A 14,592-nucleotide genomic window follows, 5' to 3' on the forward strand; every position below is an offset into this window, starting at 1 on the left:
CCAGTTCGACGTCGAAGGCGAAGGGCGTCGAGAGCGCTTCGCGACCGCGGAATTCGAGCACTTGCAAGTCGTGCTCGATGCCGGGCAGCTGCAAGCTGAAATGGGGGTGGTTGGCCGGGTTGAACATAGTGGATTCCTTGTCCGGTGGTCATCCTTGGGCGAGACCCAGCCACCGCCGCCACCGGCTTGGCTGGTTTCTCCGAAATGCTTCAAGCAGCGGACCGACACAACCCGTGCGGTCGGCCGGATCGAATGCCAGCGCCTGTCGAAGCGCCGGCCAGCAATGCGCGGGCAGGTGCGGCGGCCGAGCCAGATCAGTATCCAGCGACATGGCCTTGGCCTGTTTGGCGCTCAGGCGACGGAAGGGGTGCTGGCCGGCACTGAGTTCGTACAGCACGCAGGCAACGGCATAGATGTCGGCAGCTGCCGTCAGCTCGCCGCCGTCGAGCAGTTCGGGCGCCGCATAGCGCGGCGTCCAGGCGGTGAATCGATGGCGCGCCAGGCGCGGGAGACCGGGCAACAGGCTGTCCAGTGGCTGGCCAAGGCCGAAGTCGAAAAGGCGCAGGCCGTCATCGGCGAGCATGACATTGCTCGGTTTGAGGTCACCGTGCAGCACACCGAGCCTGTGCGCGTAATCCAGCGCTTCGAGCAACGGCAGGGCGATCGAACGGAGCAGCGGCCACGGCAGGCCGGCAGGATGTTCGAGAAGCATCTGGTCAAGCGTCGGTCCCTTGAGCAGCTCCAGCGTGATGAACGCCCGGCGGCTGGTGACGTCGACATCGAAGCCGAACAGGCGCACCACGTGGCGGTGGCGCAGACGCGCGGTCAGGGCGAACTCGCTGTAGAGCAGCGCGTGCGCATCGGGGTATTCGGCGAATTCCTCGCTCAGCGTCTTCAGCGCGACGTAGGGCTCAGGATCGCCGAACTGCTCGCGCAGCAGATCGCGGGCACGGTAGACCGCACCGATCCCGCCGACGCCCAGCAGCCGCTCGATCCGGTAGCGTCCGCCGACGAGCTCGGGCAGCGAGCCAGGCGCCTGTGCCGGTTCTGGCGACACAGGTCTGGCCGCGCCCTGGGCGTAGGCGAAATACGTCTGGTCGCTCGCCGGCATCGATACGTCGAGGGCCTCGCTCATCGGCGCACCACGACGGCACTGAGGTTGTCCCGCGCGGGTCCTGTGAGCGCTTCGTCGAACAGGCGCCGCAGGACCAGGCTGGCCGAGGGCAGGCCGAGTGCCGCCGGCAGCGCATCGGCGGGCAGGTCCTGGTAGAGCCCGTCACTGCACAGCAGCAGCGTATCGCCCGGGTAGGTCTCGAATTCGAGGATGTCGAGTTGCAACCGCTCGCTGGCACCCACGGCCCGGGTCAGGGCATGCGCTGCCGGGTGCGCCGCGACCTGTTCCGCACTCATGGCGTGCTCGTCGAGCAGTTGCTGGCGCAGGGAGTGATCGCGCGAGAGCTGGTACAGGCGTCCGCCGCGCCACAGATAGCAACGGCTGTCCCCGGCCCAGACACAGGCCGCGCGGTCGTCCGCGACCACCAGCGCGATCACCGTGCTGCCCATCACCGGGTCGGGGCAATCGGTGGTGACCGTCAGCGCCTGGCTGAGCTGCCGATTGACGTCGTGCAGGCACTGGCGGATCGCGGCAAGCCGGGTGGCGAGCGGTCCTTCGCAGGCCTGCTCGGCGAGTCGGTCGACGATGAGGCGGCTGGCCAGCGCACCGTTGCGGTGTCCGCCCATGCCGTCCGCGACCGCCCACAGGCCCAGTTCGGGGCGGTCGAGGATGGCGTCCTCGTTCCCCGAGCGGACCTTGCCGGCGTCGGTTCGGCTCGCACTGTGCCAAGCCTTGGCGATCACTGTCATCAGAGCGTCGCCGGCAGCTTGAAGTCGCGCAGCATCGCCACGTCGAACGGGTTGGGCGAGCGCTGGCTGTGCAGCAGGTAGTTGGCGCGCAACCCGCCGAGGTTGGCCTTCAGCATCAGCACGTCGCGGCCGCTGTGGTAGTCGACTTCCATCAGGTCGAGCAGGCGGAACAGCGACCAGGGGCCGGTGTTCTTCTCGATGCCGACCTTGCGACCGGCCAGCTCCTCGACCACCAGGCTCGAGCGGCCTTCGTCGGCGTCAGCGGGCCAAGTGAAGGCGGTCTGCACGATCGGGCCATGCCGGTATTCCATCTGCTGACCGCCGAAGCGGAACTCGGCGCGGCCAAGGCTCGAGTCCAGCGAGTAGGGTTCGAGCTTGAATCGCACCAGGGGCTCGTTGGGGTTTTCAGCGAAGAAACTGCGGCGAATGGTTTGTGCGTGGCTCATCTGCGCGAGGAAGGCGCGCGATAGCGGAATGCCGCGACCGTCGATGCGGCGCAGCTGGTAGCCGCCGGTGCTGCCGCTGACGAACGGCTTGAGGTAACGCTCGAAGAAGCTGTCGGCTACGCCCTGTGCGCGAAAGAACTCGCGGAAGTCGGCGATCGCCACGTCGCTTTCGCTGTGGGCGTCGAAGGGGTAGCGCTTGCGCAGTGCGCTCTTGTAGACGGCGTAGAGCTCGCTGCGGTAGCGCTCGTTGATGTAGTCGTGCGCGTCGTCGAGTATCAGTGACCAGCTGTCCTCGGCGAGTAGCGCCAGCCAGTTGCCGACCGGTTGAGGCAGGCGCGAGGCGGCGCCGCGGACCTGGTTGATGGCGTCTCGCTGGCCTCCCATGCGGGCTTTGGCCAGCTCGAAGGCGGCCTGGCCGGGAGCGCTGGCATGGGCCAGGCTGGCCAGCTGGAACTGAAGGTCGTCGAGCGCCTTGAGCGCCGGCGCCAGCTCGGCACTTGGGGCGCCGTCATCATCGAGCAGGCGATGCAACGGGGCGAAGCGACGTTCGAGTGCTTTGCGGGCGGTGTCCGGCAGGCTCTTCGCCAGGGCGGCTTGCGCCTGCTCCGCGGCGGCGGTAGCCAGCTTCGCCGTGCCGCCCGCCTGGCCGGCCTTGCCCAGCGCATCGGCGGCATCCGCTGCCCCTTGGGCGGTTTCGGCAAGCCCGGCGAAGCGAGTGTTGTCGCGCACTTCGGCCAGCCATTGCAGCAGCGGCGAATTGGCGCCCGCAAGCCCGGACAGCTGGATGGCGGCCTGATCGGCGCCGGCCAGTGGTTCGAGGGCCAGGCGTGTGATCGCGTCACCCCAGTAGTTGCCGTAATCGCGGAAATACAGCTGCTCCATCTCCGCCATCAGGCGGCCAAGGTCGGCCGTGCTCAGGTGTTCGCCCTCGCCGAGGACCCAGTTGTCACGCAGGATTCCGCGCACCAGGTCGGCGCCCTGGCTGAGGTAGTACTGCTCGTAGCCACGACGGGTATAGAACCCGGGGATTGCCTGGTCGGCGCCGGTCAACAGCGCGCCCTGCGGACCGAGGTGCTGGCTGAAGCGGTAGTCCGGCAGTACGCGCGCCTGATCGCGCAGCATGCGGTAGACGACGGTGGCGAGGGATTCGCTGCGCAGGATTTCCCGCGTTTGGCTCACCAGCGTCTCGTCCAGGGCGTAGGGTTGGAAGGGCTCGGCCAGCAGACGGGCGAAATGGGTATTCAGGCCGTTCTGCGCGATCGCGTTACCGGCATAGCGCAGTGACCAGTCGGCCGCCAGCCATTGCTCGAGAAACGCGGCATCGCGGCGCTCTTCGAGGCGCAGCATCAGGTAGGCGCGCAGGCTGTTGAGCAATTGCTCGCGATCATCCAGGTTGGCGCGAATCTGCGCCTCTAGCTGATGGGCGACGCGCGGCAGCAGCAGGGTTTCCAGGTCGTGGCGATAGTTGCTCCGGACGCTCGGGTCGATGGGCTCGCCCTGATACAGACCCACACGTTCCAGCCAGGGGGCGTCAGCCCTCGGCGGGAACACCTGGGTGGCCGCGTAACTGCTGTCGAGCGCGGCGAGCGTGCGCAACGCATCATCCTGAACGTCGATCGCCTGCCGTTGATCCGTCAGGCTACTGGCGAGCTGTCGCAGCTGTTCGAGACGGTCATGGTTCGCCGTGAAGCCAGTCGCCCAGACCGCGCCGAAGGCCGCCAGACAGGTCAGTGCGCCCGCATAGACGGTACGCTGGCCCCAATCGATGCGCCGGATTTCCTTCTTGTCGAGGCCCGCCAGTTCGGCCTCCGGAAAGATGACCTGGCTCAGCAGGTGGTGGATGAAGCGTGCCCGTCCCTGGCGGAACGTCGGCAGCGCATTGCTGGCTAGCCCCAGCTGCCGGCCGATGCCGGTGGTGAGGGGGTCCAGCCCGTTTTGCAGTTCCGGTGCGCTGGTCAGGTAAAAGCCGCGCAACTGGCTGGCACGCTGATAACGATTGCCGGAAAACGCCAGTTCGATGAAGAGGCACAGGCGCTCGCCGATCTGTCCGAGTTGGTGGGGGAAATCGAGAATGCGGCCGCGCCGCTGGGTATCGCGCTCCTGGTGCATGCGCAGGATGACCTGGCTGTTCAGGCGGCGCAGCAAGGCCTCGAATTCCTCGTGAACGGTCTGCGTGTCCGTACCGTTCTGCTCTCGGCGAAAGCTGGCGCCGAGCACCTGATCGCTCTCTTCGCGCGACAACTGGTCGAAGAACTCCTCGAAGCCCAGCACCTTGTCGGCCTTGCTCAAGACCAGATACACCGGCACATCGGCTCCCAGGCGCTGATGGAGCTCGTGAAGCCGCTGGCGGGTCTGCCGGGCAAGGCCTTCGAGTTCCATTTCGCTGAGGTGCTGCAACTGATCGACCGGCAGGTTGACCAGCACGCCGTTGAGCGGACGGGCGCGGCGACGGCGCAGCAGGCCGACGAGCGTGTCCCAGCCATTCGCGTCGACCGCGGCATCGGGCTGGGTCAGGTAGCGGCCGGCGGTATCGATCAGCACGGCGTGGTCGGCGAAGTACCAGTCGGCGTAACGGGTTCCCGACACATCCTTGGTCAGGCGCTGCTCATCGCCCCGGTTGAGCGGGAATTCCAGCCCGGAAAAATCCAGCAGGCTGGTTTTCCCGCTGCCCTGTGGACCGATCAACAGATACCAGGGCAGGTCGTTGCGCCACTTCTCGCTGCGGCCACGGTAGAGCGACGAGCTTTTCAGCGTCCGCAGGGCGGCCTTGAAGCGCTGGCGTAGTTCAGCCTGTTCTTCGCCCATCAGGCCTTGCCGGCGCAGGCGCTCCTGCAATTGCTCGTCGCTGGCCTCGGCGGCTGCGCGGCGGTTGGCTCGCCAGCTGGTGAAGACGATGAACAGGCCCCAGCACAAGCACAGCCCGGCGATGGTCAGCAGGCGGCTGGTCGCCGATTCCCATGGCTTGTGGTCGGCCACGGCCAGCAACGGGCCGACGAACCACACCAGCAAGGCCAGCACCAGCAGCAGGCACAGGCTCCAGACCCAGGTTTTACGGAAGTAAGCGGCAAGCGTGCCGAAAAAATCCTTCATGGCGTTACGTCCTTGTTACGGCGATCACTCGACCATCTGGGTCGGTTCGACAGGCTGGTAGGGGTGCAGGACGGCAGCGCGCTGCTGTTCCAGCACCCAGGCGAAGCCGCCATACATGACGGCCAGACAAACCAGGGTGAAGAGGGCGACCATCCACCACGGCACGATGCGCACCAGGCGGCGGCGGGTGTCCTTCAGCCCTTGCCAATGCGGCGAGATTTCACGTGGAACATCCCCGCGCAGCTGGCGGATCTGTCGGTAGAGGCTGTCCCGTACCGCTTCGAGTTCGAGCATGCCGCGCGGCAGGACGCGGTATTTGCCTTCGAAGCCGAGCGACAGGCAGAGGTACATCAGCTCCAGCATCGGCAGGTGCTTGACCGGGTTGCGTGAGAGGCGCTCGAGCAGCTGGAAGAATTTCTCGCCGCCGAAAGTCTCGTTGTGAAAGCTCGACAGCAGGCTCATCTGCGACCACTCGCTTTCGTTGCCCCAAGGCGTCGTGACCACCGCTTCGTCGAGGACGGTGCACAGCACGTAGCGGGCCGCCATGACCTGGCTGCTCTCGGAGCCGTCATGCAGCGCACGGTGTTCGAACAGCTTCAGCTCCGAAGACAGCCGCTGGTTGAGTGCCGTGAGGTCCTCCGGCTCGAAGCTGTGCTTGAGCCGCACGGCTTCGGAGAGCAGTGCCGAGGCGGCGGCGACCAGCGGGTTGAGGCTGACGTTGAAGGTTTCGGCCGGGCGCAGGCGTGCCGCGTAGATCATGCGCTCCTCGAGCTGCTCGTACTTGGGCGGCGCGCCGAAGTCGGTCAGCGGACTGTGAGCGGGCGCATCGCCCTGGCGGTTGAGGATGACCGTCCTGTCATCCTGACCGTATTCCATATCCCTGGTGGTCATAGCGAGTTCCTGATCGCCCAGAATTTCAACTCGAGCCCGGTGAACTCACCGGACACATGGAAGGCGAAGCCGCCGGAGCGTTCCAGCTGCGCCAGCTCCTCGGAGCTGAGCTCCAAGGCGAAGTAGGTCTTGCCCGAATGGAATGGGATCTGTCGCGGTGCCACCGGCAGCGGTTTGACCTTGATGCCGGGCAGGTGCAGGTTCACCAACTGCCGGATGCGCTCGACCGGGCCGACCTTCAGGTGTGCCGGCAGACGCTGCCGCAGCTCTTCGGAATCGCACTGGGCACTGGCCGCCAGCACGAAGGAGGCCGTACCGAGCAGCTTGTGGTCATGCAGTGGCGAAACCTGGATGCCGTATTGGCGCTGTTGCAGCAGCAACTCGATGGCGTGCTGCTCCAGCACCATCGACAGCACCTGGCGGATCGCGTCCATCAGCTTGCGGAACGACAGCCCCTGGTCGCTGTGCAGGTAGCGGCTGTCCAGCCGGGGCCGCTTGGTTTCGCTGGAGAAAGTCGCCAGCTCACCGAGCAGGCCGAGCAGTTCGCGATAGATGTGTTCGGGGTGGACACGTTCGATGCCGAGGTAATGCCTGAGCACCGGTTCATAGCGGTTGATCAGCTGCAGCATCATGAAATCGCCGACCTCGGCGCCGCCGACCTTGCCGGTGGCACGAATGCGTTCGGCAAGAATGTCGCCACGGTGACCGAGCATGCTGATCACTTCCTTGAGGCACGACAGCAGGTAGCTGGAGGCCTGGAAGTCGATGAAGGTCGGGATGTACTCGGCATCCAGGGTGATGACTCCGTCGGGCGTGGTGTCGAGGATGTCGCAGAGCCTCAGTTTCACGAAAGCCTGGTCGTTCTGTTGCTCGCCGAGCAGCAGGCGGAAGTCCGGGCGTGCCGTGCTGACCTGACTCGCGCTGCTGTCCCCGGCATTGGAGTCGGCGACCTCTTCATCCAGCGCGGTGTAGCGGGCAAGTACATCCTTTTGTTCGGGACGGCGGCTCTCGATATGGTTGCCGGTAACCAGCGGCAGGGCGAGAAAGACCGGCATGTTGCTGGTGTTCGGCGGCACGTCGAGCGCCAGGGGTTCGCGCTCGGTACCCAGTTCGAACAGGCTGCCGTCGGGCAGGATGCCGCTGGCCTGGCTGACCACCAGCTTGCCCATGTTGAGAAACTGGCGGTCGATTTCCAGCGCGAAGAAACCCCAGGCGTACAGGCCCAACTGCTGGGTTCGCGTCTTGAGCTGATGGTCGTAGTAACGGTCGTTCTGCTGAAAATGCTGCGGGCGCAGCAACATGCCTTCCTGCCAGACCACCTTGTTCATGGTCATGGCGTCACTCCTGTGCGTCGGTTGCAGCGAGGTCGCTGATGCCGCGCTCGTCGAGGCGCAGCGTGCTGTGGTTCTGCGCCTGCGGGGTCAGCGGAATGACGAAGCGCCAATGGGCTTCAGGCAGATCGCGGTACGCCGCCAGCACGCCGACATAGCGGCTGCCGTCCTGGACGTACAGCTTGAAGGTGCGCACTTCGCCCGGACGCAGCTCGAGTTCCTCCTCGATCACCATGTCGGGGGAAAGCGCTTCCTTGGCGCGCTGATACAACGAGAAGAAGTCGGCGTTCTGGAAGGCGACCGGGTGCTTGAGCTCGATCAGGCGCACCACGATCGGCGACGGACGGCCATTCAGGTCGGGGTTCAGCGTGTCGCTGCCCTCCAGCGACAGGTCCAGCTTGGTCAGGTCGGAGTTCGGCGAGAGCGCCGAGCAACCGGTGAGCAGCGTCAGCCCGGCCGCCATGGCCAGGCAAGTCAGACGGAGCATGGGCATCATCCTTGGGTATCGGTGTGGAGGGTCGCGATCAGGCGAACCTGTTCCTCGTAGACCTGGGCGAGGTCGCGTGCGAACAGGCGCTCGCTCCAGTCGCCGTCGCGCTGAAGGTCTTCATGCAGCCGGCAGTAGGCTCGCCAACGCTTGCCCGCACTGGCGAACAGCGGCTTGCGATCGCGTTCGAAACGCAGGATCAGCTGCGGCGGTGACAGCTGCTCGAGCATGCCCTTGATGGCTGCACGACTGGCGGCGAGCAAGGCGACCTGATGGGCCTGCAGGTCCCGGTACGCACGGCTGATGGCCTGTTCGGACGGCAATTGGCCTGGCTTGGGCGCCAATAGGAGCGCCTGCATTGCCTCGCGTGAGTCGGCGGTGTGCTTGAGCGGATTGTTGCCGGCGTTCTGCACCGTGGTCAGCGCCAGCCGGAGCTCGTTCTTCAGTTCGCTGCGCGTACGCAGGGCTTGCTGGAGATTGCCGACGCTTTGCCTGAGCAGGCGTGCCGCGTTGAGGGCCAGCGCTTCCCGGGCCGGGTCGTCGAGATCATTGAGGTCCAGGCCAAGTGCCTCGCCGAACTGCTCCCAGAAGCCCGCCGGCAACCGCTTGGGCTCAGGGATTGGCGCCGGTTTCGCCGCGGGCTGCGGCATGACGAGCTCCGGCACGCAGAGGTTTTCCTCGTCGATCTGAGCGTAGTCCCGTTGCTGCGCCCCCGCGCGTGGTGGCGCGAGGACGGCCGCCAATCCGTCGACCTCAGCGTAGACGCGCTCCTGCTGCTCCAGCGCGCTCAGCGGATCGAGGTCCAGAAAGGCGTCGTCGGGAATGATGCTGCCTGCCGGCTGGGGTCGGCCGATATCGCCTTCGAACAGCGAGGGGTCGCGCACCAGCCGGGCACGAATCTCGAAATCGCCAAGGCAGTACACATTGCCATGCTCGATGCGTTGCGGCTCGCCTCGGCGCAGCGCGCTGCCGCTGTCTTTCAGGCGAATGCCGTTGCTGCTGGTATCGGTGAGATAGAAGGCGCCGTCCCGATAGCTGACCTCGGCGTGGCGACTCGAGACGACCCGCTTGCGATCCGGGATAACCCAGTCGCAGTCGTCCGCGCGGCCGATGAGTCCCCCGGCCTGCTTGAAGGTTTTCGTCGTGTGCAGGCCGGGTACGAATTGCTGCGCACCAACCATATCGAAGACCAATTCCATGGCGTTACCACTCCTCGCGACTTAGCGACCGCGGTTGACCGCTTGCGGATCGCCCAGCGGGCGATATTCGTCATCATTGAAGGTGTAATTGCCGGAACATCCGGCGAGCAAGAGCGCGGCGATGAGCGTAACGAGGGCGTAATAGCGGGCTAGCACGCGATTTCCTCCTTGAAGTCGTGTGTGCTGGGCGTCTCGTGCCCGCTGAAGCAGCGCGAGACTTGGGTGGGCCATTTAAGTTCGCTTAGCCATCCCGGCGGGTGACCGCGTTCACGAAAAAAACGCCGATGAATCGTAAAACGAGAGGTGAGGCGGGTTAGTGGTGATCATCGAGGAACATTGCAGCCACGTGTCTCGTTTCTTCGCCTTTTAAGCGGAAGCCGGCGCGTTTTACTTAAACGTCAGCGAGCTCCCCGGCAATTCGGTTGCCACCGATGGCACGCCATTTCGCTACAGGCTCTGCTAGATCGGTCCGTTCCGAGTGCTCCCAAACACGCCGCATGGCGTCTCTAGCGCTCGGCCTGGGGTTAACAGGCACTGCTGTGCTCGGGTAAGTAGGCTCTGTTCGGCTCGACGGACACACCGCTTCGGTATATCGATGACGCAGTTCGAGATATGTCTTGCTGAGACCTGCGGCACGCTCCTGCCCTATCGCCGAGCGAAATTCGTTAAATGAGCGCGTTAGCCAGCCACATTCAGGCGAGTGCAGATTTGGAGGTCTTCTGAGTTTGCGCCAGCTGTGCCGCCTTGAGATTTGAGTCCAAGGCAAGCCATTGCTCGACTAGATCGGGAATATCTTCCCGCTGCCAGAGCTCACCGAAAATGTCCCGTGCGGTCAGCCTGTGGTTCGCCTCGTTCAGCAGCCGTTGCCTGGCCCGGTTCAACCCGTCGCGTTGCCGAGCGCTCAACTGGCGCACGGCAGTGATTCCTTCGTTGTACAGCTGCATGAGCTCCGTGTCGGTCTTCCTGTAGAAGCGCTTATCGTGGCGTTTCCTTACTTCATGCCGGAACTCAGCGAAACTGCGGGGTTGCCAGCTCGCCAACTCCTCCTCGGCGTGTCGAATCAGACCATCGATTTCTTGGATTTCCATCGGTGTGAAGAGGTCCCCGTCGCGCTCGGTAACGCTGGTATGCCAGCGCAATAACGTAGTGAGCATGGCCCGGCTGTAACCGCTGTTACTGGAGTGCTCCGAAAACGAGATGAGCTGCCGGACGAACGCCGCTCGCTCGGGCATGTCCTCTTCCAGGCTCAGTGCACCGGTATAGCGGGCGCAGGCTTGCTCATCAATGAGCGCACAGTCGGGTTGCCACAGCACTGCGCTTGCACTGCCATTGCCTGGCTTTCGCGACACGAAATGGCGTTGTTCACCATGGTGTTCATAAGGATCGCCCTGCATATTTAGCAAGCCGCCCAAAAGTAAGGAAATGCCTACTGCCGGCGAACTGAACAGCGCGACGACGCCAACAGCGGCGAGTTTCCATTCAGCATCCATCCAGATAAACGGAACCCCTGGGATCGGATCGTTATGGTTTACCAGCCGATGGTGGGTGAGCTCGTTTGCGCTCTTAACGAAAGCCTGATCGGCCGCACGCGGTGCGCCAAATGTATAGAGCTGCGTATCCTTCGACCATTGTTCGCTTATCCAAGCAGCGAGAAGCAGCGCAACCGCACCGCCGAGACTGTGCCCGCAGACGATTACGGTCTGCCCCCTGTAAAACGCTTCCATATAGCGCTCGACGAAAGTCTTGGCTGCGCTGAATGCGTTATAGAAGCCTCGATGCGCTTGGCCAACGCCCTCCTTGAACGGTACTTGTCGTGCGTCTGCGTCGAGCAAGATATCTGTTAGGCCGAGGGTGCCGCGCACAGAGATCAGCATGACCTTATCGCTGTGAGTGATGAAGGCCTGCGTGTCAGACGCCTCGTGGTGCAAAAAATGAACGTCTTCAGGGTTGCGCCAGCCTTTCAAAGCTTCTTCGCGGTAACGCCCCGGATCATGGGGCATTATTTCCAAGCGCTTGGAATAAGGCACCTCCTCATATAGCAGGTGATAGCGCGCCACATCGAAGAGCTCTGGCTTTTCTAAGCGGGCCAGCTGTTCGCGTAGTACGTGACCTATCGAACCAGGGCTGGAATATGGAGGCGGGTTGGAAGCGTAGGGGCTGCCTGATTCTGGGGTCTTGCTGAACGGGGCGTAAGCGAAGGTGCTCATCACGGCCAGGTGATAGGCGTTCAATGCGCAGAAAGCCTTGTCTCTCGAAAGCAGCGGGCTGTAGGCGCGCAGTGCTTTGACTTCGAGTAGATAGTGGGTATTCGGGGCCAGGGCTATGCCCGGCTGCTTCTGCGCAAGGCCGGCGTTTAATTTGAGCGTCGATGAAGGCCGCGGGCCCCATGCCGCATCGGGTTCCGGCAGATGAGCCCTGGCTACTGCGAAGTCACTAACTTCCACACGGTAAAGTTGAGCATTTTCCTGTTTAGCGCGAGCTTCCGCTAGGTAGGTTTTGCCATCGGCGCGGCGGGGGCCGGAGGGGGGCTGTTCGGCTGCGATCTGCAAAGCTGTAAGTGGAAGGGGGAAATTCTTTCTAATAGAAATTTCTTCATACCAGGGATCAAGGTATTGCGAGGCGATCTCTGAAAGGTCGAGCACTTGGGGGCCGCAGTGGATATTTATAACCTGCGCGAAGCCCTCACTATCCAAGATGCCCTCGAATATCTTTCCTTGACTGTCGTGCAGCCGGTAAGGCAAACCTGCATAGGGACGACCATCTCCATTTTCGTCTACCAGACGAAAGCTAACTTTTTGGCTTCGCAGTGGACAGGAAAGCGCTTCCATGGCTGTTCTGATCATCCTTGATCACTCCTTGCAGTTTGGGTAAACGGTGCACTCTTGGTCGTTCATTTTAAATGTGCCGAATACAGGCGGGTCTTGGCATTGCTGCCATCCCGGCTTTGGTATACAGGGCTTCCAACCCTGAGGAGTATTTAGCCAAGTATTTTTTCTGGCCGGTCGCTCTTCCTGCTGGATTTGAAATGAAAGCCTGACGAGCTTTCCGGACAGCGTTTGCTTGGCCAAGTAAGCACCTGCACCTGCGCAGCTAAGAAGCTTGCTGATCTCACCTTTTCTAGAGTGGGCTCTGCTGAGTTGGAAAAACCAAGTGCATTCAGCCGTCTTGCTCAACGTTCCGTTTGCATCGAACCTTGGCGCGCCTTCAGGCAAGGCGTCGACCAGCACTAGCTCTCCGTTGTCGTAGGTACGCTGCCAGTCCTTTTCACCGTAGCGGCCATGAATGAACAGGCCTACGCGAGCCAGGCGCATCTCGCAAAGGCCGTCGCGGTAGTTGACCGGAATCTTGAAACGATACGTGTGGGCATCCTCTTCGAATTCGCTTTCGAAGGAGCGTGTTTGGCTGCGGCCATTGCAGCCGTTGGCGACGCCGTAATGTGCTTGCGCCTTGAGGGCGAAGTCTGCAGGCAGGGCACCCTCCAGGGTAAAGCTGTCGCCGGTGTGCGAGGTGAGCGAGCCGCAGGCGGTGAGCAGACTACCGATCAAGCCGACTATCAGCAGCTGCGGGGTATGGCGAGTCATGAGTGGCTAGGCTCCATGTGCGCGACGAAGTCCTGACAACGATAGAAGTGTTGCTCTGGGGTTTCAGCGGGTTGTGGCATCCAGAACGATTGCGATGCCAGGGCTGGTTGCAGACGGTACTGCAGCAGGAAGCGATGTTGCTCCTGCGCATGCCATTGCCAATCTTCGGCTTGGTTAAGCTGTTCATCGAGCCAGCCATCCAAAAAGACGTGCTCGGCCAGTTTGGCCGTGGCAGTCGGGAACTGCTCCCAGAGCCACTGCAGCAAGTTGTGCTGGCTGATTTGTCGCGCGATCCCAGGCGGCTCGGGAATGCTCAGCCAAGGCGTCTCAAAAGGAGGAGGGCAAGGGGCGGGGATTGGATTGTCGAAGCTTGACCACGCATTCCCATCCCAGCACAGGGCGCTGGCCAGCGGACCCAACAACAAGTGACGCTGTCCCGAGGCCAAGCCTCTCAAATGGTGGGCAATCACTCGACCGTCCTGCAGTCGGTAGAGGGCATGCTGATCCTCTTCTTCGATCAGCATTCGTGCCCGCCAGTGATTGCCAAGAGCGGGCAGATCGATACGCTCGGCGCTGGCTAGCCAACCCCAGTTGCGCTCAGGTGCATCGAGCAATGTATCAAGCTGCATCAATTCCGATTCGCTAAGGGCGATCAGCCATGGGCCAATGTCCGCTAAGTCGGAAAGCTCGGTCCCTTGGTAAAGATTGAGATAGTCCCGCATCAAGTCCTTGGCAAAGAGTTCCTGAACGGGATTGGGCTCAGCCATGCTGTCGATGACAAGGAACAATTGCCGATCTTTGCACTGCTGATCGTCGAGCCACTGGCGTACCGGAGCTTTCATTTGGGGGTTCCCACCTCGCAAATGCCTTCTCTGCATGCTTCACAGACCGGACAGCGACTTGCTCCGATTTCTCTGGCCTTGCGAGCGATTTGAAGCTGGGCATTGGCCAGCGCGAGTCTGGGCTTGGCGCCCGCTTTGTCCCGGTCGGCGGCCCAGGGGATCTGCGGAGCGAGGATGTTCACACCCGAGCCCTTGCCCGGCGCCCCGCCGGAGTTGATCTTGATCGTCGCGCCGCTCAGCGTGACGCCGCTGGGGTCGAGCTTGAGGAAGCTGCCGCCGCCGGCAGCGGTGAGTTCCATGCCGGCGTCAATGACGACCTTGCTGCCGGCGTAGTAGTGGATTTCCTGGCCAGCTTCGACGAACTGCCCCGTACCTATCTTCACGTGCTGGCTGTTGCCCACGGTCAGGTGGTCGTTGGCGCGGACTTCGGTCTTGCGGTCGGCATGGGTGGTGCGGTGCTCTTCGGCCTTGAACTCGCTATAGCTGTTCGCTTCCACCGTGTCATGACGTTCATGGCCGACGCGGATCTTCTGGTCGTGCTCGATGTTCTCGTCCCAGTCGTGCTGGGCGTGGATATAGATCTGCTCGGCGCCCTTGCGGTCTTCGATGCGCAGCTCGTTGTAGCCGCCGCCTCCCGGTGAGCTCAGGGTCTTGAACACGGAGCGGGTCTTGTTCGCCGGCAGGTCGTAGGGCACGGCATGCTCGGCGTAGTACAGGCAGCCCGTCACCAGCGGCTGGTCGGGGTCGCCTTCGAGAAAGGTCACCAGCACTTCCATGCCGACCCGCGGAATGGCGATGCCGCCGTAGCGGTCGCCGGCCCAGCTACTGGAGACGCGCAGCCAGCAGCTGGTCTTGTCGTCGG

The 14,592-nt window shown here is 63.1% G+C and carries 12 protein-coding genes; all 12 read right to left on the reverse strand.

Going from position 1 to position 14,592, the window contains the following annotated elements:
- Positions 1-148: 148 nt before the first annotated feature.
- Entirely contained in the window at positions 149-1,135 is a 987-nt protein-coding gene (locus D7325_RS18895) for a serine/threonine-protein kinase (protein WP_120998004.1), read from the reverse strand.
- Complete coding sequence (locus D7325_RS18900; RefSeq protein ID WP_120998005.1) at positions 1,132-1,863, reverse strand: PP2C family protein-serine/threonine phosphatase; 732 nt, start codon at positions 1,861-1,863, stop codon at positions 1,132-1,134. Before D7325_RS18900 ends, D7325_RS18895 begins: the two co-directional genes overlap by 4 nt.
- Entirely contained in the window at positions 1,863-5,399 is a 3,537-nt protein-coding gene (gene tssM, locus D7325_RS18905) for a type VI secretion system membrane subunit TssM (protein ID WP_120998006.1), read from the reverse strand. The genes D7325_RS18900 and tssM overlap by 1 nt, the downstream gene beginning before the upstream one ends.
- Before the next feature lie 24 nt (positions 5,400-5,423).
- Positions 5,424-6,290, reverse strand: a complete 867-nt coding sequence (icmH, locus tag D7325_RS18910) for a type IVB secretion system protein IcmH/DotU (RefSeq protein WP_120998007.1) — start codon at positions 6,288-6,290, stop codon at positions 5,424-5,426.
- Positions 6,287-7,624 carry a type VI secretion system baseplate subunit TssK gene (tssK, locus tag D7325_RS18915; RefSeq protein ID WP_120998008.1) on the reverse strand — a complete coding sequence of 446 codons (1,338 nt, stop codon included), beginning with the start codon at positions 7,622-7,624 and terminating at the stop codon, positions 6,287-6,289. The genes icmH and tssK overlap by 4 nt, the downstream gene beginning before the upstream one ends.
- 4 nt (positions 7,625-7,628) lie before the next feature.
- On the reverse strand, positions 7,629-8,108 hold the full coding sequence (tssJ, locus tag D7325_RS18920; RefSeq protein ID WP_120998009.1) for a type VI secretion system lipoprotein TssJ: 480 nt from the start codon (positions 8,106-8,108) through the stop codon (positions 7,629-7,631).
- Between the two features lie 5 nt (positions 8,109-8,113).
- Positions 8,114-9,307, reverse strand: coding sequence for a type VI secretion system-associated FHA domain protein TagH (tagH, locus tag D7325_RS18925; protein ID WP_120998010.1), 1,194 nt, complete (start codon positions 9,305-9,307; stop codon positions 8,114-8,116).
- Between the two features lie 21 nt (positions 9,308-9,328).
- Entirely contained in the window at positions 9,329-9,430 is a 102-nt protein-coding gene (locus tag D7325_RS18930) for a type VI secretion protein (RefSeq protein ID WP_425452335.1), read from the reverse strand.
- A gap of 569 nt (positions 9,431-9,999) precedes the next feature.
- Positions 10,000-12,150: a lipase family protein gene (locus D7325_RS18935; protein ID WP_245962116.1), complete on the reverse strand. Its 2,151-nt coding sequence runs from the start codon at positions 12,148-12,150 to the stop codon at positions 10,000-10,002.
- Positions 12,151-12,156: 6 nt separating this feature from the next.
- The gene (locus D7325_RS18940; RefSeq protein ID WP_120998012.1) at positions 12,157-12,888 is read right to left on the reverse strand and encodes a hypothetical protein; all 732 of its coding nucleotides are present in this window, start codon (positions 12,886-12,888) and stop codon (positions 12,157-12,159) included.
- Entirely contained in the window at positions 12,885-13,730 is an 846-nt protein-coding gene (locus D7325_RS18945; protein ID WP_120998013.1) for a DUF4123 domain-containing protein, read from the reverse strand. The genes D7325_RS18940 and D7325_RS18945 overlap by 4 nt, the downstream gene beginning before the upstream one ends.
- The coding region (locus D7325_RS18950) for a type VI secretion system Vgr family protein (RefSeq protein ID WP_120998014.1) at positions 13,727-14,592 on the reverse strand (866 nt) is incomplete at its 5' end. The genes D7325_RS18950 and D7325_RS18945, both read right to left, overlap by 4 nt.

This window comes from Stutzerimonas urumqiensis (genome assembly GCF_003640395.1).
GTDB lineage: Bacteria > Pseudomonadota > Gammaproteobacteria > Pseudomonadales > Pseudomonadaceae > Stutzerimonas > Stutzerimonas urumqiensis.